This window comes from Alloyangia pacifica, from assembly GCF_003111685.1.
GTDB lineage: Bacteria > Pseudomonadota > Alphaproteobacteria > Rhodobacterales > Rhodobacteraceae > Salipiger > Salipiger pacificus_A.
This window is the reverse complement of sequence record NZ_CP022189.1, coordinates 2,369,659-2,392,342: the sequence shown is the minus strand read 5'-3', so window position 1 is coordinate 2,392,342 and position 22,684 is coordinate 2,369,659. Positions and strand designations below refer to the sequence as shown.

Below are 22,684 nucleotides of genomic sequence, written 5' to 3'. Positions count from 1 at the left end.
GGGGAAAAGCGATTGCATTGCAAGACGGGGCGGTATTGCGCTATGCGCACGCCCTGAAACGCCGAACCGGAGTGCTCACATGTCCCACTCGAAGTCCGAGCCGAAGAAGCTCTTCATCAAGACCTACGGGTGCCAGATGAACGTCTACGACAGCGAACGCATGCTCGAGGCGCTGGGCGGGCAGGGCTACGTCGAGACCCAAAGCCCCGACGACGCTGACATGATACTGCTCAACACCTGCCACATCCGCGAGAAGGCCGCCGAGAAGGTCTACTCCGAGCTGGGCAGGTTCCGTCACCTCAAGGAAGAAAAGCCCGATCTGAAGATCGGCGTCGCCGGCTGCGTGGCCCAGGCTGAGGGCCGGGAGATCATGCGCCGCCAGCCCTTGGTCGACCTCGTGGTCGGCCCGCAGAGCTACCACCGACTGCCCGAACTCGAGGCAAAGGCGGGGCGGGGGGTGAAGGCGCTCGACACGGACTTTCCCGAGGAGGACAAGTTCGAGAAACTGGTATCGCGTCCCAAGGCCAAGCGGGGTCCGACCGCCTTCCTGACGGTGCAGGAAGGCTGCGACAAGTTTTGCGCCTTCTGCGTGGTGCCTTATACCCGGGGTGCAGAGGTCTCGCGACCGGCCCAGCGTGTGCTTGCCGAGGCGCGCGATCTGGTCGAGCGCGGCGTGCGCGAGATCACTCTGCTGGGCCAGAACGTCAACGCGTACCACGGCCACGAGCAAGGGCTTGCCGGGATCATCCGCGATCTGGCAAAGATCGACGGCCTCGAGCGCATTCGCTTCACTACCTCGCACCCCAACGATATGGACGACGCGCTGATCGCGGCGCATGGCGAAGTCGAGAAGCTGATGCCCTACCTGCACCTGCCGGTACAGGCGGGCTCCGACCGAATCCTCAAGCGGATGAACCGCCAACACACCGCCGAGAGCTACCTGAAAGTGGTCGAGCGGCTGCGCGCGGCGCGGCCCGACCTGCACCTTTCGGGCGATTTCATCGTCGGCTTCCCGGAAGAGACCGAGGAGGATTTCCAGGCGACGCTCGATCTCGTCGAGGCGGTGCAATACGGCTCGGCCTACTCGTTTAAGTACTCCGAGCGTCCGGGCACCCCGGCGGCCGAACGCGCGCAGGTCTCCGAGTCGGAAAAGGACGACCGGCTGCAGCGTCTTCAGGCCCTCCTCGTGCGCCAGCAGCGCGCGCTGCAGGACGCCATGGTCGGCCGCGAGGTCGGCGTGCTCTTCGAAAAGCCCGGCCGGCAACCGGGGCAGATGGGCGGCAAGTCCGACTACCTGCACGCGGTACACGTGATGGCCGAAGGGCTTTCGGTGGGCGATCTGCGCCGGGTCCGCATCCTCGAGTCCGGGGCCAATTCGCTGAAGGGCGAGCTGGTCTGATCGAAGCGCCGCGCCGTATTTTTGCCACAGGTTTGGGTAAAACGCCGGGGATTGATCCGTAGGCCGCGACAATGCGGCCCCAACGCCGCAGGTGATCGCTGTTTGGACACAATATATGGTAGTTCTCTCTTCACAGAGTGGAAATTGCTGCTAGTCTCCCGTGGCGTAAGGGGTTTGGCCCGGTGCGGATCGTTCCGCGCCTGAGGGCCAATGGTATCAACATCGAAAGGGACAGAGGCTGTGGCGACACGCTTTTCCAAGACCCTCCGCGGCATTCTGGGAGTGGCGGCGGTTTCCGCGCTTGCCCTGACCGGCGTCGCGGCTCCGGCAGCCGCTGCCGCAGACGGTCTGAACACACCGGTCATTTCCACGCAGAACACCCGCACCATCCGCGGGGAGCGCTACATCCCGGGCATCTCGCTGTCGCCGGACGGCTGCGAAATCTGGGTCATGGACGATGGTGCCGAGGGATATGCCGTCTCGCGGGTCACCCGCGACGGGCGCCCGGTCTGCCACGAGATCAACATCTGTGGCACGCTGAAGGCAGACCAGTATTTCGCCACTGACAGCTACAAGATCTACCCGCAGAGCCGCGGCCGCCTCGAGGAATTCTTCCGCGACTCCACGGCCTTTGGGTACATCATCGTCGGCCACACCGACTCTCGCGCCAGCAACGCCTACAACGACCGGCTGAGCCTGAACCGCGCCAACTCGGTGGCCGCGGTAGCCAACGCCAGCGGCGCCCGTATCATCGACGTGCGTGGCTACGGCGAGAACTACCCGGTGGCGACCAACAGCACCGTCGAGGGCATGGCGAAGAACCGCCGTGTCGAAATCCTGTGCGTGCGCTGAGGGGGACCGGCCAGATGAAACTCGCAAAACTCGCCCTCGTGCTTGCTGCCGTCTCGAGCCTTGCCGCCTGCGACATGCCGATCGGCGAGGACAAGAGCCAAGACGTTAACCTGGTCGACCGCAACGACCTGTCGCAGATCCGCTGGGGCGTCTGGGTCGACCCGGACGGCTGCGACAACTGGATCGCCGATGATGGCGTCGAGGGCTATCTCGCCCGCCGTCTCGACAAATACGGCAAACCCGTCTGCTCCGGCATCGCCCCACCAACCGTGGCCACCGGCCCGTTCAAGCAGGGCGCCACTTCGGTGATCGGGGATCCGCTCTGACCGGGGTGCCCACAGTCAAATGCCAACGGCCGCGCGGTGCCCACCGCGCGGCCGTTTTGTTTCTTTCACACCGGTGCCGCGCCGAAGCTGCTTGACCTCGGGCCCTGCGGCTTGGCACCATGAGCTTGCACTCAAGCGCAGGAGACATGCGTGAACACAGGCATCCTGACCGAAGCCATCCTGGAATTCCCGGACAACCGCCTCCTCATCGATCTGTGCGGGGAATACGACCGCAACCTCACCGACATCGAAGCCCGAACCGGCGTGCAGATCCTGCGCCGGGGCAACCAATTGGCGCTGCACGGCCCGGCCGAGGCGCAGGAAGCCGCGCGCGAGGTGCTCAACGCCCTCTACCAGCGGCTGGAACAGGGCCGCTCGGTCGGCCGCGGCGACATCGACCGCGAGTTCCGACTCGCCCCCGAGGAGCAGGAACCCGGCGACCAACTCGAGATGTTCTCGGCTGGCAAGGTCGAGATCAAGACCCGCAAGAAACTCATTGAACCGCGCACGGACGCGCAGAAAGCCTATGTGCGCGCGCTTTTCGAGAACGAGCTCGCCTTCGGCATCGGCCCGGCCGGCACGGGCAAGACCTATCTCGCCGTCGCCGTTGGCGTGAACCTCTTCATCACCGGCCAGGTCGACAAGATCATCCTCAGCCGTCCTGCGGTCGAGGCGGGCGAGAAGCTCGGCTACCTGCCTGGCGACATGAAGGACAAGGTCGATCCCTACATGCAGCCGCTCTACGACGCGCTGAACGACTTCCTGCCCGGCAAACAGCTCGCCAAGATGATGGAGGAGAAGACCATCGAGATCGCGCCGCTGGCCTTCATGCGCGGCCGGACCCTGTCGAACGCCTTCGTGGTGCTCGACGAGGCGCAGAATGCCACCTCCATGCAGATGAAGATGTTCCTCACCCGCCTCGGCGAGGGCTCGCGCATGGTGATCACCGGCGACCGCAGCCAGGTCGACCTGCCGCGCGGCGTGCAATCGGGCCTGCAGGACGCCGAGCGCCTGCTCAGCCACATCGACAAGATCAGCTTCAACTATTTCACCTCTGCCGACGTGGTGAGACACCCCCTTGTGGCGAAGATCATCGAGGCCTACGAGAAGGACGCGGAGCGCGGGGCCTGAGGGCCCCCGCTTCTTCTTCTTGGTTCCGATATCCCGGGGGTCCGGGGGCGCCGCCCCCGGCTTGCACATATGGCTCAGCTCACCGACACGATCATCGAGGACGACCGTTGGGAGGAGGCCGGGCTTGAAGACCTTGCCGAGACCGCGGCCCGTGCCGCGCTGGTCCATCTCGGCCTCGATCCCGAAGGGTTCGAGATCGCCGTTCTTGCCTGCGACGACGCGCGCATCGCAGAGCTGAACGCAGAGTTCCGAGAGAAGCCGATCCCGACCAATGTGCTCTCCTGGCCCTCCGAGGAGCGCGGAGCCGCGGTCGAGGGGCAGGCGCCGGAGTTGCCCGAGGCCGAGGACGGCCCCTTCGCCACCGAGCTCGGTGATCTCGCCATCGCCTTCGAGACATGCGCCCGCGAGGCGCAGGAGGCGGGCAAGAGCCTGGCCGACCATGTGACGCATTTGATCGTTCATGGAACCTTGCATCTTCTGGGCTATGATCACCTGCGTGACGGCGATGCGACGCTGATGGAAAATTTAGAGACGGAAATACTTGGCAAGATGGGTGTCGCGGACCCATATTCGTCTGACCTCTGAGAGACACAGGATCAAAAGGACCGATGGGAGACACTGACGACTCGTCTAATGCAGCGCATGGCGCGCAGGAAAACGAGCAGATTGACCGGCCTCCGGGTTTCTTCAAACGCATCTTCTCGGGCCGTGTGAACGGAACCGAGGCTGCGACAGAAACGGGGCAGGGTCTCGTGGCCGCTTACGAGCGGCCTGTACATGGCATGATGAACCTCCGGCGCATGCGCGTGGAGGACGTGGCGATTCCCAAGGCGGAAATTGTTGCCGTGCCCGATACACTCGCCATGGATGAGCTTGTGACGGTCTTCCGCGACAGCGGCATGACCCGTCTGCCGGTCTATTCCGGCACGCTCGACACGCCTGTCGGCATGGTGCACCTCAAGGATTTCGCCCTGCTGCACGGCTTCAACGGCCACGGCGAGGAGTTCGACATGAAGAAGATGCTGCGTCCGCTGCTCTTCGTGCCGCCCTCGATGCCGATCGGCGTGCTGCTCACCAAGATGCAAACCGAACGCCGGCACATGGCGCTGGTGATCGACGAGTACGGCGGTGTCGACGGTCTCGTGACGATCGAGGATCTGATCGAACAGGTCATCGGCGAAATCGAGGACGAGCATGACACCGAGGAAGGCCGCAACTTCTTCCGCGAGAAATCGGGCAGTTGGCTGGCGCTGGCCAAGACCCCGCTCGAGGAGTTCGAGGCAGCCACCGGTATTGCGCTCACCGACCCGGACGAGATCGACGAGGAGGAGATCGACACGCTCGGCGGCCTCGTCTTCATGCTCGCCGGTCACGTGCCGGCGCGCGGCGAGGTGATCCCGCATCCCGACGGTATCGATTTCGAGGTGGTCGACGCCGACCCGCGCCGCATCAAGCGGCTGCGGGTGCGTCCTTCGGCCCCGGCCGCCGACGTGTCCATCACCCCTCCGGCGCTGCTGCCGCCGGCGAAACCCGAGGGTGCGGCCCAGCTGAGCGGCGGCGACACCGGGGTCGCGCGTGGCTGAACCGGAGGTGCGGCCCGATGCGGAAACTGCGGAAAACCATCGCGAGATGATGGCCCCCGTTGCCGCCCGGGCCGCACGCCTGCTGACGGGCCGTGCCGCGGTTCTCCCGGCGCTTGCCTGCGGCGGGCTCATGGCCTTGGGACAGGCGCCGTGGAACCTGTGGTACGTGGCGCTGGCGGGGCTCGTGCTGTCCATGGCGCTCTTTGCACTGCAGCGCAGGCCTCGTGCCGCGCTCGCCATCGGTTGCGGCGTCGGCACGGGCTATTTCGGCCTGGCGCTCAACTGGCTCACCGAGCCATTTCAGGTCGATGCCGCGGTCACCGCCTGGATGGCGCCCTTCGCGCTCTTGTTCATGGCGGCAGGGCTGGCGCTCTTCTGGGGGCTTGCCTTCTGGGGCGCCCTACAGGCACCGCGGGCCAGGCTCTTCGCGCTCGCGGTCACCTGGGCGCTGGCCGAGCTGGCACGAGGCTATCTCTTCACTGGCTTTCCCTGGGGGCTCGTCGGCTACCTCTGGGAGCCCACGGGCGCGATCCAATGGGTGGCCTGGACCGGTTCCTTCGGGCTGACGCTCGTGACCCTGGCATTGGCGGCGCTGGTGGCCCGCGGGCTGTGCGGCGCGTGGCAGGCGGGGGCGCTGGGGCTTGTCCTTGTGCTCGGGCTGCTTGCGGGCGGGGCGCAGATGGTGCCGCCGCTGCAGGACTTGGGCGGCCGCCCGGTGGTCCGCCTTGTCCAGCCCAACGCGCCGCAGACCCAGAAATGGGACCGCGCCTATATCCCGATATTCTTCGAGCGACAGGTCGAGTTCACCGCGGCCCCGGCGCAGGACGGTCTGCCGCGCCCCGCCCTCATCGTCTGGCCCGAGACCGCGGTGCCGCGGCTGCTTGAGAACGCCGAGGGCGAGCTGCGGGTGATCACCGATGCCGCGCTGCCGGGCCGGGTGGTGCTCGGCATCCAGCGCAGCGAGGGCTACGATTACTTCAATTCCCTAGCACTGGTCACGCAGGGCCCGAAGGTCGAGGCGGTCTATGACAAGCACCATCTGGTGCCCTTCGGCGAGTACATGCCCTTCAAGGAACTCTTCCGCCACATCAACGTCAGCGGTATCGCCGCGCGGGCGGAGGGCGGCTACTCCGCGGGGCCGGGGCCGCAGCTGCTCGATCTGGGCGGGGAGATGGGCTACGCGCTGCCGCTTATCTGCTACGAGGCGGTGTTCCCCCAGGACCTGCGCGGCGCTCCGCGGCCCGAGCTGCTGCTGCAGATCACCAACGACGCCTGGTTCGGCAATTTCTCGGGCCCCTATCAGCACCTCGCGCAGGCCCGGATCCGGGCGATCGAGCAGGGTCTGCCGATGCTGCGCGCCGCCAACACCGGCGTGTCGGCGGTGATCGACGGCGCGGGTCGCGTGCTGAAATCGCTGCCGCTGGGCGAGGCCGGCTTCATCGACATCCGCCTGCCGCCGCCGCTGCGCGTGACGCTCTACAGCCGGACCGGCGATCTGCCCCTCCTTGGGCTTCTGGCCGTGCTGATGCTGCTCGCCTTCCGCCCGGCTCTGCACAAGTCGCGACGTAATTCGGATTGACGCCGCTTTCGTTGCCGCGTAGCGAGAAGGTTCATATCCCTGTCACAACGGCTTCCTGGCGTGACAGCTGGTACCTAATGGAGCGCTTATGTCCCGACAGAACTATATCTTCACCTCGGAATCCGTTTCCGAGGGGCACCCCGACAAGGTGTGCGATCGCATTTCCGATGCCGTGCTCGACGCGCTTCTGGCAGAGGACCCCCTGGCCCGAGTCGCCTGCGAGACCTTCGCCACCACCAACCGCGTGGTGATCGGCGGCGAGATCGGCCTGACCGACCAGGACAAGCTGCATGACTACATGGAGCGCATCCCCGATATCGCCCGCGCCTGCATCAAGGATATCGGCTACGAGCAGGACAAGTTCCACCACGCCACCTGCGAGGTGACCAACCTGCTGCACGAGCAGTCGGCGCATATCGCCCAAGGCGTGACCGGGCAGGGCGACCGCGACGAGGGCGCGGGCGATCAAGGCATCATGTTCGGCTATGCCACCAACGAGACGCCCGAGCTGATGCCGGCGCCGATCCTCTATTCGCACGCCGTTCTCAAGCGGCTCGCCGAGGCGCGCAAGTCCGGGGCCGAGCCGATGCTGGGTCCGGACGCCAAGTCGCAGATCTCGGTGCGCTACGAGGGCGGCAAGCCAGTCGGCGTGACGTCGATCGTGCTGTCGACCCAGCACAGCGACGAGGGGCAGACTTCGGACGATATCCGCGCCATCGTCGAACCGTACATCCGCAGCACGCTTCCCGAGGGCTGGATCAGCCCCGAGACCGAATGGTGGGTGAACCCCACCGGCAAGTTCGTCATCGGCGGGCCGGACGGCGACGCGGGCCTGACCGGGCGCAAGATCATCGTCGACACCTACGGCGGCGCGGCGCCGCATGGCGGCGGTGCCTTCTCGGGCAAGGATCCCAGCAAGGTCGACCGCTCGGCGGCCTATGCCGCGCGCTACCTTGCCAAGAACGTCGTGGCGGCAGGTCTGGCCGAGCGCTGCACCGTGCAGCTCTCCTACGCCATCGGCGTCGCCAAGCCTTTGTCGATCTATGTCGATACCCACGGCACCGGCGATCTTGAAGCCGCGGCGATCGAGCGGGCCATCCCCAAGGTCATGGACCTGACCCCGCGCGGCATCCGCACCCATCTCGAGCTGAACAAGCCGATCTACCAGCGCACCGCGGCCTATGGCCACTTCGGCCGCGCGCCCGAGGCGGACGGCGGCTTCTCGTGGGAGCGGACCGATCTTGCAGAGGCGCTGAAGCGCGAGATCTGAAGCCGGGCAATTCCCATCGAAGGGAATTGCGCGGGATCAGGCGGGCCGGAGGGAGACCTCTGGCCCGCTTCGCTTTTGGCGCTCTGACCTATGGTCAATCCCGGCGCCGCATGCCATGGCACGCCACATGGATTTGTGGATTGCCGTCACCCTCTGCGCCGCCTTCTTCCAGACCTTGCGCTTCATGCTGCACAAGGTGCTGAGCACGGGCGGGCTCACCGCAACCTCCTCGACCTTCGCGCGCTTTGCCTATGCCGCGCCCGCCGCCGTGCTGGTCGTAGCGACCTACCTGATCGCCACTGGGCAGGGCTGGCCGCAGCTGAGCTCCGCCTTCTGGGCCTATGCGCTCTTCGGCGCCCTGGGGCAGATTCTCGCCACGGTCTTGGTCGTGGCGCTGTTCCGGCAGCGCAACTTCGCCGTCGGCATCACCTTCAAGAAGACCGAGGTCATCCAGACCGCGCTCGTTGGCCTCGTGGTGCTGGGCGAGAACATCTCGGCGGCGGGCTGGGGGGCGATCCTCATCGGCCTCATCGGGGTCCTGCTGCTCTCCGAGACGCCGGGCCTGTCGGGCAACTGGCTGCGCCGCATCGGCAGCCGGGCGGTGGCACTCGGCCTCGCCTCGGGGTTCTTCTTTGCGATCTCCGGTGTCGGCTATCGCGGTGCCTCGCTCGAGATCGCCTCGGAGGCGCCCTTTCTTCGCGCTGGGGTGACACTGGTCTGCGTGGTGCTGTCGCAGGCCCTCGGCATGGCGCTCTGGCTGCGGCTCTTCGAGCCGGGGCAGATTACCGCCGTCTGGCAGGCACGTCGCACCGCGATCTGGCTCGGCCTCACCTCGATGGCCGGGAGCCTGTCGTGGTTTACCGCCTTTACCCTACAGACCGCCGCCTACGTGCAGGCGCTGGGGCAGGTCGAGCTGATTTTCTCGGTCATGGCCTCGGTTTTGGTCTTCAAGGAGAGCATCACCCGCCGCGAACTGGCCGGCATCGGCTTCCTGTGCCTGTCGGTGCTGATCCTCGTGCTCGTGCTCTGAGCGCCGGATCAGGGTTGCGCCGGGCGGGGGAGGCTGACATTTTCCGCGCCAGAAAAGGAGCCCGCCCCATGTCCTTCACCCTTGCCACCTGGAACATCAACTCGGTCCGCCTGCGCGAGCCCATCGTCCTCAAGCTGCTCGCCGAAGAGGGGCCGGACGTGCTGTGTCTGCAGGAGACCAAGAGCCCGGTCGACAAGATCCCGCTCGAGCAGTTCGCGGCGCTTGGCTACACCCATATCGTGGCGCGTGGGCAGAAGGGCTACAACGGCGTCGCCATCCTGTCGAAGCTGCCGCTGCTAGACGCCGGCGATCAGGATTTCGCCACCCTCGGCCACGCCCGCCACGTCGCGGCGAAGCTCGAGAACGGCGTCACCATCCACAACTTCTACGTCCCCGCCGGCGGCGACGAGCCGGACCGCGAGGTGAACGAGAAGTTCGGCCAGAAGCTCGACTACCTGACCGAAATGCGTGACTGGTTCCACGCCCACAAGCCCGAGAAGTCGATCCTCGTCGGCGATCTCAACATCGCCCCGCGCGAGGATGACGTCTGGAGCCACAAGAAGCTGCTGAAGATCGTCTCGCACACGCCGATCGAGGTCGAGCACCTGGCGCAGGCACAGGATGCGGGGGAGTGGGTCGACATCACCCGGCAGGACATCCCCGAGGGGCAACTCTATTCGTGGTGGTCCTACCGCGCGCGCGACTGGGACGCGGCGGACAAGGGGCGGCGGCTCGATCACGTCTGGGCGACGCCGGATATCTCGAATGCCGGTCACGGCTCGCGCATCCTGCGCGCCGCGCGCGGTTGGGAGAAGCCCTCGGATCACGTGCCGGTTTTCGCCAGCTTCGACCTCTGAGCCACAGTCGCGCCCGGGCAGCGCACAAGTCCGGGCGCTTGCGGAACAATCCGCGATGCGCTCTGGTTGAGGCGGGGCCGGGACAGGGTTCCCGGACGCAACATCGGAGCGCCGTGCATGGGCCCCAACACCACGATCTTCGCCGTCTTCCTGGCGGTTGCCCTGCCGCTTCTGGTGGCCTTCGCCGTCTGGCGCGCGGTCACCACGGCGCGCACGCCGCAGGGGGCGGTCGCCTGGACGGTCTTTCTGGTCGCGGCGCCGTGGTTCGCGCTGCCGGCCTATCTCTTCTTCGGGCAGCACAAGCTCAAGGGCTACCGCATCACCCGGCGCAGCAGCCGCCTCGTGCGGCGCGAGATGGACGCATTCTGCGCCGACTACCCGCCCGCCGAAGCCGACGGGGCCCGCTACCGCGCCTTCGAGCGACTGGCGGCGATGCCAGCGGTCGGCGGCAACTCGGCGGACCTCCTGGTCGACGGGAAGGCCACTTTCGAGGCGGTTTTCGAGGCGATGGACCGGGCGGAGCATTACCTGCTGGTACAGTTCTACACCATCGCCGAGGATGGGCTGGGCAACGAGATGGCCGAGCGGATGATCGCGGCCTCGGCGCGCGGCGTGTCGGTGCGACTGATTTTTGATGGCGTGGGCAGCTACGGACTGCCGGCGCATTACCTCAATGCCCTGCGCGACGCCGGGGTGCAGGTGGTCGATCCGGCGAATGCGCCGGGTCCGACCAAGCGCTTCCAGATCAACTTCCGCAACCACCGCAAGACGGTGATCATCGACGGGCAGGAGGGCTTCATCGGCGGCCACAACGTCAAGGACGACTACCTCGGCAAGAACCCCACCTTCGGCCCTTGGCGCGACACGCACCTGCACCTGCGCGGCCCGATGGTGGCGCAGCTGCAGCTGGTCTTCGCAGAGGACTGGCACTGGGCCACCGGCGAGAGCATCGGGGGCGGGCTCAACTGGCGGCCCGACAGTGCCGAGGAGAACCTCTCGGGCCTTGTGCTGCCCTCGGGGCCTGCCGACGACATGGACACCGGAGCGCTCTTCTTCATCTCGGCCTTGGCCGAGGCGCGCGAGAGGGTGTGGATCGCGACGCCGTATTTCGTGCCCGACCAGGACGTGCTTTCGGCCCTCGTTGGCGCCGCGCTGCGCGGCTGCGACGTGAAGGTGCTCGTGCCCGATGCCATCGACCACTACCTTCCGTGGCTCGCCGCCCATGCCTTCTTCGACGAGGTCCGCGCCGCCGGGGTCGAGGTGCTGCGCTACGAAGGCGGCTTCGTCCACCAGAAGGTCGTGCTGGTTGACGACGACTTCGCCGCAGTGGGCTCGGCAAACCTCGACAATCGCTCTTTCCGGCTCAATTTCGAGACAATGGCCCTGATTTTCGACCGCGGCTTCGCGTCGCGGGTGGCGAAGATGCTGGAGGCCGATTTCACCAGCGCCTACAAGATGGACAAGCCGCTGCACGAGCACCCGAGGTGGGTGCGTGCCGCCGCGCCCTTCGCGCGGTTGCTGGCCCCGATCCTGTGAAGGTGTCCGCCATGTCGCCCCTGTCCGCCTCTCCCAAGCCTGCCGCGACCGCCGCCGCGAAAACCGTGCTGAAGGTCGCCAGCTACAATATCCGCAAGGCGATGGGCATCGACCGCCGCCGCGATCCGGCCCGTATCCTGCAGGTGCTCAACCACATCGGCGCCGATGTGGTGGTGCTGCAGGAGGCCGACCTGCGGCTCGGCCCGCGCCCCGCCGCCATCCCGCGTTTCCTGATCGCGCAGGAAACCGATTACGAGGTCGTCAACCTCGCCCGCAACGACGTCAGCCTCGGCTGGCACGGCAATGCGATTTTCGTGCGAAAGGGGCTTGAGGTAACCGACATCCGGCGCTTCGATCTGCCGGGGCTGGAGCCGCGCGGCGCGGTGATGGCTCGGGTCGAGGGGGTGAACGTCGTGGGCGCGCACCTCGGACTGCTGCGCCGCTACCGGCTCAAGCAGATGTCCGAGATCCGCGACCAGCTCGGCGAGCTGCGCGCCGAGGCGGCGATCTTCGGCGATTTCAACGAGTGGTCCGACGTGCGCGGCTACGAGCCTTGGGAGCGCGATTTCACCCTTACGCTGCCGGGCCGAAGCTACCACGCCTCGCGGCCTTTCGTGGCGCTGGACGGCATCGCCTACGGCAGCGCCCTGGCGCTCGACGATGCAGGGGTCGAGGAGGGCGGCGCAGCGCGGCGCGCCTCGGATCACCTACCGATCTGGGCGCAGCTCTCGCGCCGCGGCTGATCCCGTTGCGGCCAGTGTCGGGGGCCGGTCTTGCATCACGCCATGTCCTGCGCCATGTAACACTCCAAGCTAACCGCCGCAGCGGAGGATCATATGCTGGAACTGGGCAAGACCGAGGCCCCCAAGGGCGATCTCATCAAGGACGTAAGCGAAGCTGACTTCATGGCCGAGGTGGTCGACGCCTCGCAGGAGGTGCCGGTCATCGTCGACTTCTGGGCGCCGTGGTGCGGCCCCTGCAAGCAGCTCGGCCCGGCTCTCGAGGCCGCGGTGACCGAGGCGCGCGGCGCCGTCAAGATGGCCAAGGTCAACGTCGACGAAGCGCAGATGATCGCCGGTCAGCTGCGCATCCAGTCGATCCCGACGGTCTATGCCTTCTACAAGGGCCAGCCGATCGACGGCTTTCAGGGCGCGCTTCCGGCCTCCGAGCTGAAGGCCTTCATCGACCGCGTGGTGCAGGCCTCGGGCGGCGACGCCTCGGGCGGGCTCGACGAGGCCGTGGCCACTGCCGAGGAAATGCTCGAGCAGGGCGCGGCAGCCGATGCGGCACAGGTCTTCGCAGCGGTGCTCGAAGAGGATCCGAAGAACGCCAAGGCCTTCGCGGGCATGGTGGCGTGCTATCTCGCGCTTGGCGAGATCGAGCAGGCCGAGGCGGTGCTGAACGGCGCACCGGTGGAAATTTCCAAGGCCCCCGAGCTGGAAGCGGCACACGCCAAGATCGAGCTTGCCAAGCAGGCGAGCAACGCCGGCCCCGTCGCTGAGCTGACCGCCAAGGTCGAAGCGGACCCGGCGGACCTGCAGGCGCGCTTCGATCTCGCGCAGGCGCTTTACGCGCATGGCCAGACCGAAGAAGCGGTGACCCAGCTTCTCGATCTCTTCCGCCGCGACCGCGAGTGGAACGACGGGGCTGCCAAGACCCAGCTCTTCACCATCTTCGAGGCGCTCAAGCCGAACGATCCGGTGGTGCTCAACGGACGCCGCAAACTCACTTCTATGATATTTGCCTGAACGCCGATGCGCCCTAGCTCGCAGGTCATGGTGAGACGAACCGACCTTCCCGGAATGATCCCGGTCTTTCCGCTGCCCGGAGCCCTGCTGCTGCCGCGCTCGCGCCTTCCGCTGCACATCTTCGAGCCGCGCTATCTGGCGATGCTCGACGACGCGCTGAAGACCGACGCGCGGCTCATCGGCATGGTTCAGCCTGCGGCGAACGGCTCTGACGAGCGGCCCTCGTTGCAGCGCATCGGCTGCGCCGGGCGCATCACCCAGTTCTCCGAGACCGAGGACGGGCGCTACATGATCACGCTGTCGGGCCTGTCGCGCTTCCGGGTGATGGAGGAAGTCGACGGCTTCACCCCCTACCGTCGCTGCAAGGTCTCATGGGAGGGGTTCGAACATGATCTCACGTCGCATGCCGACCACGACGACAGCTTCGACCGCGGCGCCTTCCTGCGGCTCTTGGACCGGTATTTCGAGGCGCGCGGCCTCTCCGCCGACTGGGATACGCTGAAGGATGCCGAGGACGAGCTGCTGATCAACTCGCTCTCGATGCTGCTGGATTTCGCGCCCGAAGAGAAGCAGGCGTTGCTGGAGGCCCCGCGCCTGGAGTCGCGCCGCGAGACGCTGGTGACACTGATCGAGTTCGCCCTGCGCGGCGGAGAAGAGGACCTGATTCAATGAGCGAAGAGACATTCACCTTTGACCGCCGCATGCTCGAGGCGCTGGTCTGCCCGGTGACCCATGCCGGGCTCGACTACGATGCCGGGCGTCAGGAGCTTGTCAGCAAGGGCGCGGGGCTCGCCTTCCCGATCCGTGAGGGCATCCCGGTGATGCTGATCGACGAGGCCCGGCGGCTCGACAGCTGAGCGCAGAAAAGCGAGGGGCGCGCCCCTCGCGCTCGACGGGATGTTTCCGGCTGAAAGAACAAGGCGCGGTCCGAAGGGGGCCGCGCCTTTTCCTGTCTCAGATGTCGAGCGCGAGCGCGCGGGCGAGGATCGCCGCATCCACGTTCCCGCCGGAGACGGTGCAGATCACTGCCTCGCCCTCGATCTCGCTGGCGCGGAAGAGCGCCGCGGCCAGGGCCACAGCGCCGCCGGGCTCGGCGATGATCCTGAGATGTCGTGCCGCGAGTTGCATGGCCCTGAGCGCCTCTTCCTCCGTGACGGCCAGACCAGGCCCGCAGAGCCGCTGCATGATGGGGAAGGTGAGGTTGCCCGGCTGCGGCGTGACGATGGCGTCACAGATATTGCCGCCCATGGCCGTGTTGCGCTGGATCGTGCCCGCCGCCAGCGAGCGTTTGACGTCGTCAAACCCCTCGGGCTCGGCGGGGCGGGCGCGCAGGCCGGGGGCTTTGGCCTCGAGCGCCAGAGCGATGCCCGAGGTCAGCCCGCCACCGCCGCAGCAGACCAGCACGTCGGCTTCGGTCACCCCCTCTTCGGCAGCCTGCTCGGCGATCTCCAGCCCGCAGGTGCCTTGCCCCGCGATCACCTCGGGCTCGTCGAAGGGTTTGACCAGCGTGAGGCCGCGCTCCGCCGCCAGACGGGCGCCGAGCGCGTCGCGGTCTTCCTTCTCGCGGTCATAAGGAACCACCTCCGCGCCGAGCCCCCGGGTGCCGGCGACTTTCGCGGCGGGGGCGTCGGCGGGCATGATGATCACTGCGGGCACCCCGAAGCCCTTTGCCGCCGCCGCGATGCCCTGCGCGTGGTTGCCCGAGGAGAAGGCGATGACCCCCTTGGCCCGCACCTCGGGATCGAGCGCGGAGAGCGCCGACCAGGCGCCGCGGAACTTGAAGCTGCCGGTGTGCTGCAGGCACTCGGCCTTCACCAGCACGCGGCGCCCGGCGATCTCGTCGAGGAAGGGCGAAGAGAGCAGCGGCGTGCGGCGGGCGTGGCCTTGCAGCCGCCCGGCGGCGGCCTCGATGCGGGTGATGTCCATGGGATATCCTCGGGTTGTCGGTCTCGGGCAGACCCTGTGCCGGGCCGGGGGGCAAGTCAACGGGCTTGCCAGGCGGCGCCTCCGCTGGTGAGAGTGTGGCCATGATCGAACGGCGCCACGAGGACAACGGCACACGCTCGCGGGCACTCTACTCGCACTGCGGGACCTATCGATACGGGCTGGAACGGCTCTGGCGCGAGACGCCGGGGCCCTTTCTGCTCTGGGTCATGCTCAACCCTGCCAAGGCCGACGAGCGGCGTAACGATCCCACCATCGAGCGCTGCCAGCGGCGGGCGCAGGCGATGGGCTTCGGCGGCATGCGCATCGCCAATATCTTCGCCTTCCGCGCGCCGACCCCGGCCGAATTGCGCCGCGCCGAGACCCCGGTGGGGCCGGAGAATGACGCGCTCTTGCTGCGCTGGCACGCCGAGGCGGGGATGACGCTGGCCGGCTGGGGGATGCACGGTGCACATATGGGACGCGGGCCGCAGATCGCGGCGCAGCTCATTGGCGCCGTGCATGTGCTGGGTCTGACGAGGGACGGGCACCCGCGGCATCCGCTCTACGTTGCCTACAGCCAGCAGCCGCGGCTCTGGCATCGGCAGGCTAGATCGGCCGCAGGGTGACCCCCATGGGCCGCGCCGGGGAACTTCGGGCTTCCCTTCGCACCTGAATCGCCCTATACGCGCGCATCCGGCCATGCGGGCCGGAGCGCTCCAAGGGCCCTGCTGGACGACATCCCGGCTTGTGCCATCCCTCAAACCTTCAAGGAGACCCCGATGTCGATCACCGTTGAAGAAAAGAACCGCCTGATGAAGGAATTCGCAACCAAGGAAGGCGACACCGGTTCGCCCGAAGTCCAGGTTGCCATCCTCACCAGCCGCATCACGACCCTGACCGAGCACTTCAAGACCCACAAGAAGGACAACCACTCGCGTCGTGGCCTTCTGAAGCTCGTGGCTCAGCGCCGCAAGCTGCTGGACTATCTGAAGGGCAAGGAAGAGGCACGTTACACCGACCTCATCCAGCGCCTCGGCATTCGCCGCTGATCCGCGCAGGATACGGAAGTCGCAGCGCCCGCTCCTCTGGAGCGGGCGTTTTGCGTTTCGGGCCTTGCGCCCTGGGGGCGGTCCCCGGCCTGTCCGAGGGCGCGCCGCGCTTATCACTTCCCAAAAGGCGGATTCTCCTGTATGCGCGCCCCATCTGAGACGTGACGCCTTTGGCTCCCGGGCACATGCAAGAGGATAGGGAGCGGTGGCAATGGGGCCACCATAGGAACGGGAGACCCGGAGGGCCGGGAGTGCTCCCTTACAGGATACGCTACATGTTCAACGTAACGACGAAATCCATGCAGTGGGGCGAGGAAACCCTCACCCTCGAGACCGGCAAGGTTGCCCGTCAGGCAGACGGCACCGTCATCGCCACGCTCGGCGAGACCTCGGTCATGGCCAACGTGACCTTCGCGAAGGAACCGAAGCCGGGCCAGGATTTCTTCCCGCTGACCGTCCACTACCAGGAAAAATACTATGCCGCGGGCAAGGTGCCCGGTGGCTTCTTCAAGCGCGAGGCGCGTCCGACCGAGAAAGAGACGCTGACCGCACGCCTGATCGACCGTCCGATCCGTCCGCTCTTCGTCCCCGGCTTCAAGCATGAAGTGCTGGTGATGTGCACCGTGCTGTCGCACGATCTGGTCAACGACCCCGACGTCGTGGCGATGATCGCCGCCTCGGCCGCGCTGACCATCTCGGGCGTGCCCTTCATGGGTCCGATCGCCGGCTGCCGCGTCGGTTACACCGATGGCGAGTACGTGCTGAACCCGACCGTCGACGACATGCAGGGGCTGCGCAACAACCCCGATCAGCGTCTCGACCTCGTCGTCGCCGGCACCAAGGACGCCGTGATGATGGTGGAATCGGAAGCCTACGAGCTGACCGAAGACGAGATGCTGGGGGCCGTGACCTTTGCGCACGCGCAGATCCAGCCCGTCATCGACCTGATCATCGATCTGGCCGAATCCGCCGCGAAAGAGCCTTTCGACTTCCAGGCGCCCGACTACTCGGAGCTTTTCGAAGTGGTGAAGGGTCTGGGCGAAGCCAAGATGAAGGCCGCCTACGCGATCACCGACAAACAGGCGCGCGTCGCCGCCGTGTCGGCCGCCAAGGAAGAGATCAAGGCACAGCTGAGCGAAGAGCAGCTCGAAGACGCGAACCTCGGTTCGGCGATCAAGAAGCTCGAGTCGGTCGTGCTGCGCTCGGACGTGGTGAAGAACAAGCGCCGCATCGACGGCCGCGCGCTCGACCAGGTCCGTCCGATCGTGTCGGAAACCTCGGTCCTGCCGCGGACCCACGGCTCGTCGCTGTTCACCCGTGGCGAAACCCAGGCGCTGGTCGTGACCACGCTGGGCACCGGCGACGACGAGCAGATCATCGACGCTCTGCACGGCAACTTCCGCTCGAACTTCCTGCTGCACTACAACTTCCCGCCGTACTCGGTGGGTGAAGTGGGGCGCGTTGGCTCGCCGGGTCGCCGTGAAATCGGCCACGGCAAGCTGGCATGGCGCGCGCTGCAGGCCGTGCTGCCGGCACCGACCGACTTCCCCTACACCATCCGCGTGGTGTCCGAGATCACCGAATCCAACGGCTCGTCCTCGATGGCCTCCGTCTGCGGCGGCTCGCTGTCGATGATGGATGCAGGCGTTCCGCTGAAGGCGCCGGTGGCCGGTGTGGCCATGGGCCTCGTGCTGGAAGACGACGGTGAGTATGCGGTGCTGACCGACATCCTTGGCGACGAGGACCACCTCGGCGACATGGACTTCAAGGTCGCAGGCACCGAGAACGGCATCACCTCGCTGCAGATGGACATCAAGGTCGCGGGCATCACCCCCGAGATCATGAAACAGGCGCTGGCACAGGCCAAGGACGGCCGGATGCACATCCTCGGCGAGATGGCCAAGGCCCTCACCGAAGCCGGCGATTTCTCGGTCCACGCCCCGCGCATCGAGACCATGCAGATCCCGACCGACAAGATCCGTGAAGTGATCGGCTCGGGCGGCAAGGTGATCCGCGAGATCGTCGAAGTGTCGGGCGCCAAGGTCGACATCAACGACGATGGCGTGATCAAGATCGCCTCGGCCAACGGTGAAGCCATCCAGAAGGCCTATGACATGATCTACTCGATCGTGGCAGAGCCGGAAGAGGGCGCCGTCTACAAGGGCAAGGTCGTGAAGATCGTCGATTTCGGCGCCTTCGTGAACTTCTTCGGCAAGCGCGACGGCCTCGTGCACGTCAGCCAGATCGAGAACCGCCGCCTGAACCATCCGTCGGATGTGCTGAAGGAAGGTCAGGAAGTCTACGTGAAGCTGCTTGGCTTCGACGATCGCGGCAAGGTGCGCCTCGCCATGAAGATGGTCGACCAGGAAACCGGCGAAGAGCTGGCAGCGGACAAGAAGGAAGAGACCGCGGAGTGATCCGCGGCCTCGGCCCTCGCTGAAATGCACAACCGCCCCGGCCTTTCGGTCGGGGCGGTTTCTGTTGGGGGGGGGGCACTCGCCGCGGCGCGCGGCGCCCGTGTCCGGCTTCAGTGCAGCAGGGCAGGGGCCCGAGGCTGATCCAGCACCAGAGACGAGGTGCCCGCTCCGGCCCAGAAGCCTTCGAGGTGACGCGCAGGGTCGACTTTCTGGCGCATCTCCTCGGTGAGGGCCAGTAGGCCGGTCACCTGGTCCTGCGACCAGCTCAGCAGCAGCCCGGGCGCCGAGATCGCCGAAATCGGCGCATCCATCAGGGCCACCGGCGGCTCGTCGCGGTGCAGCGCCTCGACCGGGCAGTCCAGCGAGGAGGTGCGGGTCTCGTCCCAGAGGGTGACCTCGTCGAGGCGGAGCGCCTCGAAATAGGGCACAAGCATCGGCTCGAGGACCAGCGGCAGCCAGTCCTCCTCCGGCTTGTAGAGCCCTTCCTGACGGCAGTGCCGCGCGATCCGTGAGACAAGCGTGGCATCGAGATCCGGCGGCTCGGCCCCGATCACCCAGAGCCAGACCATGCGTGCGAAATGTCGGAAGTCGCTGACACCAAGCGCCTGGGCGATCATGTCCCAGCGCACCGGCTGGCCGGTGGTCTTGATGATCTCATCGAAGGCCTCGGGGGCCTGGTCGGGCTGCGGCCCGCCAAGGCTCTCGAGCAGCGCCTCGAGTTCCTGCGGTGTCGTCGCCTCACTGCGCAGCGGACCCCAGGCGGTGGTCTCCGGCGTAAAGCCGGGCACGCGGAAGAAGGGGTTGAGCACCACGAAGACATGATCGTAGTCACGCATCCACCAATGCAGGAGCTGCGCGTTCAAGTTCGGATGTTCGAGACGTCGGGGCGTGTCGGTCAAACTGAGTCCTTTCCGGCCAGAGCGCCGGGCTTCTATCATCTGGTGCGTCAACGGCAAGCTGCGGGGGGATTCACCATGCGTGGCGGGGGAATCTCACCCTCGTTCGCGCTTTTTTAACGATTTTCGACGCAGATCGAAAGGGCAAGCCGTCGTGACGCCACTCACGGAATTTGCACGACAATGGCTGGGATGCGCTTCGGACTCCGCAGGGTTTCGGGGTCCGAGGCGCAGGCAGCTGGCGGGTTGAGCTTTGGGCTGGAACACGCTGGGCTTACATGTGCGGTCTGTCGACGAACCCGGAGCCGGACAGGTTTCAAAGAGCCGGAGCCGTTGCAAAAAAGAGGCCGGGCGCGTGGCCCGGCCCAGTCCAACAGGGAGGTGCATGTGATGACCCGCACATGCCACGGGAACTGTTGAGGGACCTGACCGACGGGAGGAGTCCTATCCGAAAGGCTAGGTCAGAGTATCACCAAGTACAGTGTCAACCAATGGGCGAGCAGACGAAGATTGGCGGAAAACCGCTATGACGTGACATTTCCGCCGATTCGTCAGGCAACGAGCCGATAACCCCCGGATTCTGTGACCAAAATACGTGCGTTCGAGGGATCGGGTTCGATTTTCTGCCGCAGTCGATAGATGTGGGTCTCGAGCGTGTGCGTCGTCACCCCGGCGTTGTAACCCCAGACTTCGTGCAGCAGAATCTCGCGCGGCACCACCCCTTCGGTCGAGCGGTAGAGGAACTTGAGGATGTTCGTCTCTTTCTCGGTCAGCCGGATCTTGCGGTCGTCCTCGGTCACCAGCAGCTTCATCGACGGCTTGAAGGTGTAGGGGCCGACGGTGAAGACCGCGTCCTCGGACTGTTCATGCTGGCGCAGCTGCGCGCGGATGCGGGCCAGCAGCACCGGGAATTTGAAAGGCTTGGTAACATAGTCGTTTGCACCAGCGTCGAGGCCGAGGATGGTGTCGGCATCCGTGTCATGGCCGGTGAGCATGAGGATGGGCGACTTGACCCCCTGCTTGCGCATCAGCTTGCACAGCTCGCGGCCGTCCGTGTCGGGCAGGCCGACGTCGAGGATCAGCAGGTCGTAGACCTGTTCCTTCACCCGCGCCATGGCGGCGGCGCCGGTCTCGGCCTCGAACACCTCGAAATCCTCGGTCATGACCAGCTGCTCGGCCAGCGCTTCGCGCAGGTCGTCGTCGTCGTCCACCAGAAGGATGTTCTTGATCTGGGCCATTTGCCTCTCCGTCGTGCCGTCTCTGTCTTGCTGGGGCACATGTAAGCGTAAGGGGGGACAAACAAGTTTTGCTGCAGGGTTCTCACGCTCTCGTGTTGCAGAATGGCTTTTGTTACAGCAATGAAGCTGCTTTGTTTCAACGCCTTCCCGGGCCGGCTGGCCTGGGTGTACCATCCGCCACGCTTGTCGCGGCCCAGACAGGAAGACGCCCATGTCCCTCGCGCCCGATCTCGGAGAATTGCTCGCCCGTGCCCGCGCCGACCTGCGCATGGGGGTGCCGGTGGTGCTGAAGGCGCGGGCAGGCGGCGCGCTGGTGATCGCGGCCGAGACGGTTTCGGCGGCGCGGTTGGCGGTGCTGCGGGCGCTGCCGGGAGAGCTTGACCTGACCATTACCGCGCGCCGGGCCGAAACGCTGAAGGCGCGGGCCTATGACGGCGATCTGGCGCGGGTGATCCTTCCGGGCGATGCGGGGCTCGACTGGGTGCAATCGATCGCCGATCCGGCGGATGACTTGGCCAAGCCAATGAAGGGCCCGCTCGCCACCCGCCGGGGCGGCGACACCGGGCTGCACCGGCTGGCGATCACCCTCGTGAAATCGGCGCGGCTGCTGCCCGCCGCCCTGATCCTGCCGCTTGAGGACCCCGAAGGCTTTGCGCAGGGCGAGATGCTGACCGTCGTCGAGGCCGACCCGGCAGGCCCCTACATGCTGACGCTGGCGCGGCTCGATCACGTTGTCTCGGCCAAGGTGCCGCTGCGCGCTGCGCAGAACGCCCGGCTGCACATCTTCCGGCCCGAGGATGGCTCGGACGAGCATTACGCCATCGAGATCGGCCGCCCGGATCGTTCCAAGCCGGTACTCTCGCGACTGCATTCCGCCTGTTTCACCGGCGACCTTCTGGGCTCGCTGAAATGCGACTGCGGCCCGCAACTCAATGCGGCGCTGGCGCAGATGGGAGAGGAGGGGGCAGGGGTTCTGCTCTATCTCAACCAGGAGGGGCGGGGCATCGGGCTGGCCAACAAGATGCGCGCCTACGCGCTGCAGGATCAGGGCTTCGACACGGTCGAGGCGAACCATCGGCTGGGCTTCGAGGATGACGAGCGCGACTTCCGCCTCGGCGCGGAGATCCTGCGCAAGATGGGCTTCGGCGCGGTGCGGCTGCTGACCAACAACCCAAACAAGATGGCGATGATGGAGCGCTGCGGCATCACCGTCGCCGAGCGCGTGCCGCTGAAGGTGGGGCTGAACACCTACAACGAACGCTATCTTGCCACCAAGGCCGAGAAGTCGGGGCACCTGCTGTGAGCGGCGCGGGCGTGCGTGTGGGGGCGAACGACCTGGTGCTGACCCGCGCCGGTCTGCGTTTCGCGGGGCGGACGTGGCCCTGCGTTATCGGGCGCGGCGGCGTGCGGGCCTGCAAGCGTGAGGGCGACGGGGCGACGCCGGTCGGCGTCCACCGCGTGGTCGCCATGCTCTACCGGCCCGACCGCATGGCGCGGCCCGCTTTCTGGGCAGAGCCGATCCGGCTGCGCGATCTCTGGTGCGACGACAGTGGCTCGCCGGCCTATAACCAGCTGGTGCAGGCACCTTTCGCACCCAGCCACGAAACCCTGCGACGGGCCGATCCGCTCTACGATCTCGTGCTGATCACCGACTGGAACTGGCCCGAGGCCGAACCGGGCCGCGGTTCGGCGATCTTCCTGCACCAGTGGCGGCGGCCGGGCTATCCGACGGCAGGCTGCGTCGGTTTCGCGCCGGGCGATCTGCGGGCGATTGCCGGGCGGATACTGCCGGGCACGCGGCTCGTGGTGCCCGAGCCGCTGGACGGCTGGCGCGCGGGCTGAGGCAG

Annotated in this window: 23 protein-coding genes and 1 riboswitch; of the genes, 20 read left to right on the top strand and 3 right to left on the bottom strand. The window is 66.5% G+C overall.

What is annotated here, in order from left to right:
- The first annotated feature begins 79 nt into the window (after positions 1–79).
- The 15 genes from miaB to CEW88_RS11460 all read left to right on the top strand — a co-directional run bounded on the left by miaB (position 80) and on the right by CEW88_RS11460 (position 14,168).
- Positions 80–1,399 (top strand): tRNA (N6-isopentenyl adenosine(37)-C2)-methylthiotransferase MiaB, encoded by a 1,320-nt coding sequence (gene miaB / locus CEW88_RS11530; protein ID WP_108966933.1) that lies wholly within the window; start codon positions 80–82, stop codon positions 1,397–1,399.
- A gap of 240 nt (positions 1,400–1,639) precedes the next feature.
- Positions 1,640–2,251 carry an OmpA family protein gene (locus tag CEW88_RS11525; RefSeq protein WP_254694395.1) on the top strand — a complete coding sequence of 204 codons (612 nt, stop codon included), beginning with the start codon at positions 1,640–1,642 and terminating at the stop codon, positions 2,249–2,251.
- Positions 2,252–2,265: 14 nt separating this feature from the next.
- Positions 2,266–2,577 carry a hypothetical protein gene (locus tag CEW88_RS11520; RefSeq protein ID WP_108966930.1) on the top strand — a complete coding sequence of 104 codons (312 nt, stop codon included), beginning with the start codon at positions 2,266–2,268 and terminating at the stop codon, positions 2,575–2,577.
- A gap of 150 nt (positions 2,578–2,727) precedes the next feature.
- Positions 2,728–3,708, top strand: coding sequence for a PhoH family protein (locus CEW88_RS11515; protein ID WP_108966928.1), 981 nt, complete (start codon positions 2,728–2,730; stop codon positions 3,706–3,708).
- Between the two features lie 69 nt (positions 3,709–3,777).
- Positions 3,778–4,293 carry an rRNA maturation RNase YbeY gene (gene ybeY / locus CEW88_RS11510; protein WP_108966926.1) on the top strand — a complete coding sequence of 172 codons (516 nt, stop codon included), beginning with the start codon at positions 3,778–3,780 and terminating at the stop codon, positions 4,291–4,293.
- A gap of 23 nt (positions 4,294–4,316) precedes the next feature.
- Positions 4,317–5,291, top strand: a complete 975-nt coding sequence (locus tag CEW88_RS11505) for a hemolysin family protein (RefSeq protein WP_235939988.1) — start codon at positions 4,317–4,319, stop codon at positions 5,289–5,291.
- Positions 5,284–6,870, top strand: a complete 1,587-nt coding sequence (lnt, locus tag CEW88_RS11500; RefSeq protein WP_368074593.1) for an apolipoprotein N-acyltransferase — start codon at positions 5,284–5,286, stop codon at positions 6,868–6,870. Before CEW88_RS11505 ends, lnt begins: the two co-directional genes overlap by 8 nt.
- 36 nt (positions 6,871–6,906) lie before the next feature.
- A riboswitch (SAM-SAH riboswitch) is annotated at positions 6,907–6,955 on the top strand.
- 3 nt (positions 6,956–6,958) lie between these two features.
- Positions 6,959–8,140, top strand: a complete 1,182-nt coding sequence (gene metK / locus CEW88_RS11495; RefSeq protein ID WP_108966924.1) for a methionine adenosyltransferase — start codon at positions 6,959–6,961, stop codon at positions 8,138–8,140.
- 127 nt (positions 8,141–8,267) lie between these two features.
- Entirely contained in the window at positions 8,268–9,170 is a 903-nt protein-coding gene (locus CEW88_RS11490; RefSeq protein WP_108966922.1) for a DMT family transporter, read from the top strand.
- Between the two features lie 68 nt (positions 9,171–9,238).
- Positions 9,239–10,027 carry an exodeoxyribonuclease III gene (locus CEW88_RS11485; RefSeq protein ID WP_108966920.1) on the top strand — a complete coding sequence of 263 codons (789 nt, stop codon included), beginning with the start codon at positions 9,239–9,241 and terminating at the stop codon, positions 10,025–10,027.
- Positions 10,028–10,144: 117 nt separating this feature from the next.
- A complete protein-coding gene (cls, locus tag CEW88_RS11480; protein WP_108966918.1) occupies positions 10,145–11,563 on the top strand; it encodes a cardiolipin synthase in 1,419 nt (472 codons plus the stop codon).
- A gap of 11 nt (positions 11,564–11,574) precedes the next feature.
- Entirely contained in the window at positions 11,575–12,306 is a 732-nt protein-coding gene (locus tag CEW88_RS11475; RefSeq protein ID WP_254694394.1) for an endonuclease/exonuclease/phosphatase family protein, read from the top strand.
- A gap of 93 nt (positions 12,307–12,399) precedes the next feature.
- Positions 12,400–13,311, top strand: a complete 912-nt coding sequence (locus CEW88_RS11470) for a thioredoxin family protein (RefSeq protein WP_108966916.1) — start codon at positions 12,400–12,402, stop codon at positions 13,309–13,311.
- Positions 13,312–13,338: 27 nt separating this feature from the next.
- The gene (locus CEW88_RS11465) at positions 13,339–13,983 is read left to right on the top strand and encodes an LON peptidase substrate-binding domain-containing protein (protein ID WP_108967780.1); all 645 of its coding nucleotides are present in this window, start codon (positions 13,339–13,341) and stop codon (positions 13,981–13,983) included.
- Positions 13,980–14,168, top strand: coding sequence for a Trm112 family protein (locus CEW88_RS11460; protein ID WP_108966914.1), 189 nt, complete (start codon positions 13,980–13,982; stop codon positions 14,166–14,168). Before CEW88_RS11465 ends, CEW88_RS11460 begins: the two co-directional genes overlap by 4 nt.
- A 97-nt stretch (positions 14,169–14,265) precedes the next feature.
- On the opposite strand, the gene CEW88_RS11455 is transcribed toward CEW88_RS11460, so the two are convergent.
- Positions 14,266–15,237 (bottom strand): threonine ammonia-lyase, encoded by a 972-nt coding sequence (locus CEW88_RS11455; protein WP_108966912.1) that lies wholly within the window; start codon positions 15,235–15,237, stop codon positions 14,266–14,268.
- A 101-nt stretch (positions 15,238–15,338) separates the two neighbouring features.
- On the opposite strand from CEW88_RS11455, the gene CEW88_RS11450 reads away from it, so the two are divergent.
- The 3 genes from CEW88_RS11450 to pnp all read left to right on the top strand — a co-directional run bounded on the left by CEW88_RS11450 (position 15,339) and on the right by pnp (position 18,703).
- Complete coding sequence (locus CEW88_RS11450) at positions 15,339–15,863, top strand: DUF1643 domain-containing protein (RefSeq protein WP_108966910.1); 525 nt, start codon at positions 15,339–15,341, stop codon at positions 15,861–15,863.
- A 153-nt stretch (positions 15,864–16,016) separates the two neighbouring features.
- Positions 16,017–16,286 carry a 30S ribosomal protein S15 gene (rpsO, locus tag CEW88_RS11445; RefSeq protein ID WP_108966908.1) on the top strand — a complete coding sequence of 90 codons (270 nt, stop codon included), beginning with the start codon at positions 16,017–16,019 and terminating at the stop codon, positions 16,284–16,286.
- Between the two features lie 275 nt (positions 16,287–16,561).
- On the top strand, positions 16,562–18,703 hold the full coding sequence (gene pnp, locus CEW88_RS11440) for a polyribonucleotide nucleotidyltransferase (RefSeq protein ID WP_108966906.1): 2,142 nt from the start codon (positions 16,562–16,564) through the stop codon (positions 18,701–18,703).
- A 110-nt stretch (positions 18,704–18,813) separates the two neighbouring features.
- Here pnp and CEW88_RS11435 read toward each other — a convergent pair whose 3' ends face one another.
- Both CEW88_RS11435 and CEW88_RS11430 read right to left on the bottom strand, forming a co-directional pair.
- Positions 18,814–19,602, bottom strand: a complete 789-nt coding sequence (locus CEW88_RS11435; RefSeq protein WP_254694393.1) for a hypothetical protein — start codon at positions 19,600–19,602, stop codon at positions 18,814–18,816.
- Between the two features lie 548 nt (positions 19,603–20,150).
- On the bottom strand, positions 20,151–20,837 hold the full coding sequence (locus CEW88_RS11430; RefSeq protein WP_095880623.1) for a response regulator transcription factor: 687 nt from the start codon (positions 20,835–20,837) through the stop codon (positions 20,151–20,153).
- 211 nt (positions 20,838–21,048) lie between these two features.
- On the opposite strand from CEW88_RS11430, the gene ribA reads away from it, so the two are divergent.
- Both ribA and CEW88_RS11420 read left to right on the top strand, forming a co-directional pair.
- Positions 21,049–22,140, top strand: coding sequence for a GTP cyclohydrolase II (gene ribA / locus CEW88_RS11425; protein WP_108966902.1), 1,092 nt, complete (start codon positions 21,049–21,051; stop codon positions 22,138–22,140).
- 32 nt (positions 22,141–22,172) lie between these two features.
- Complete coding sequence (locus CEW88_RS11420) at positions 22,173–22,679, top strand: L,D-transpeptidase family protein (protein ID WP_108967778.1); 507 nt, start codon at positions 22,173–22,175, stop codon at positions 22,677–22,679.
- Positions 22,680–22,684: the final 5 nt, after the last annotated feature.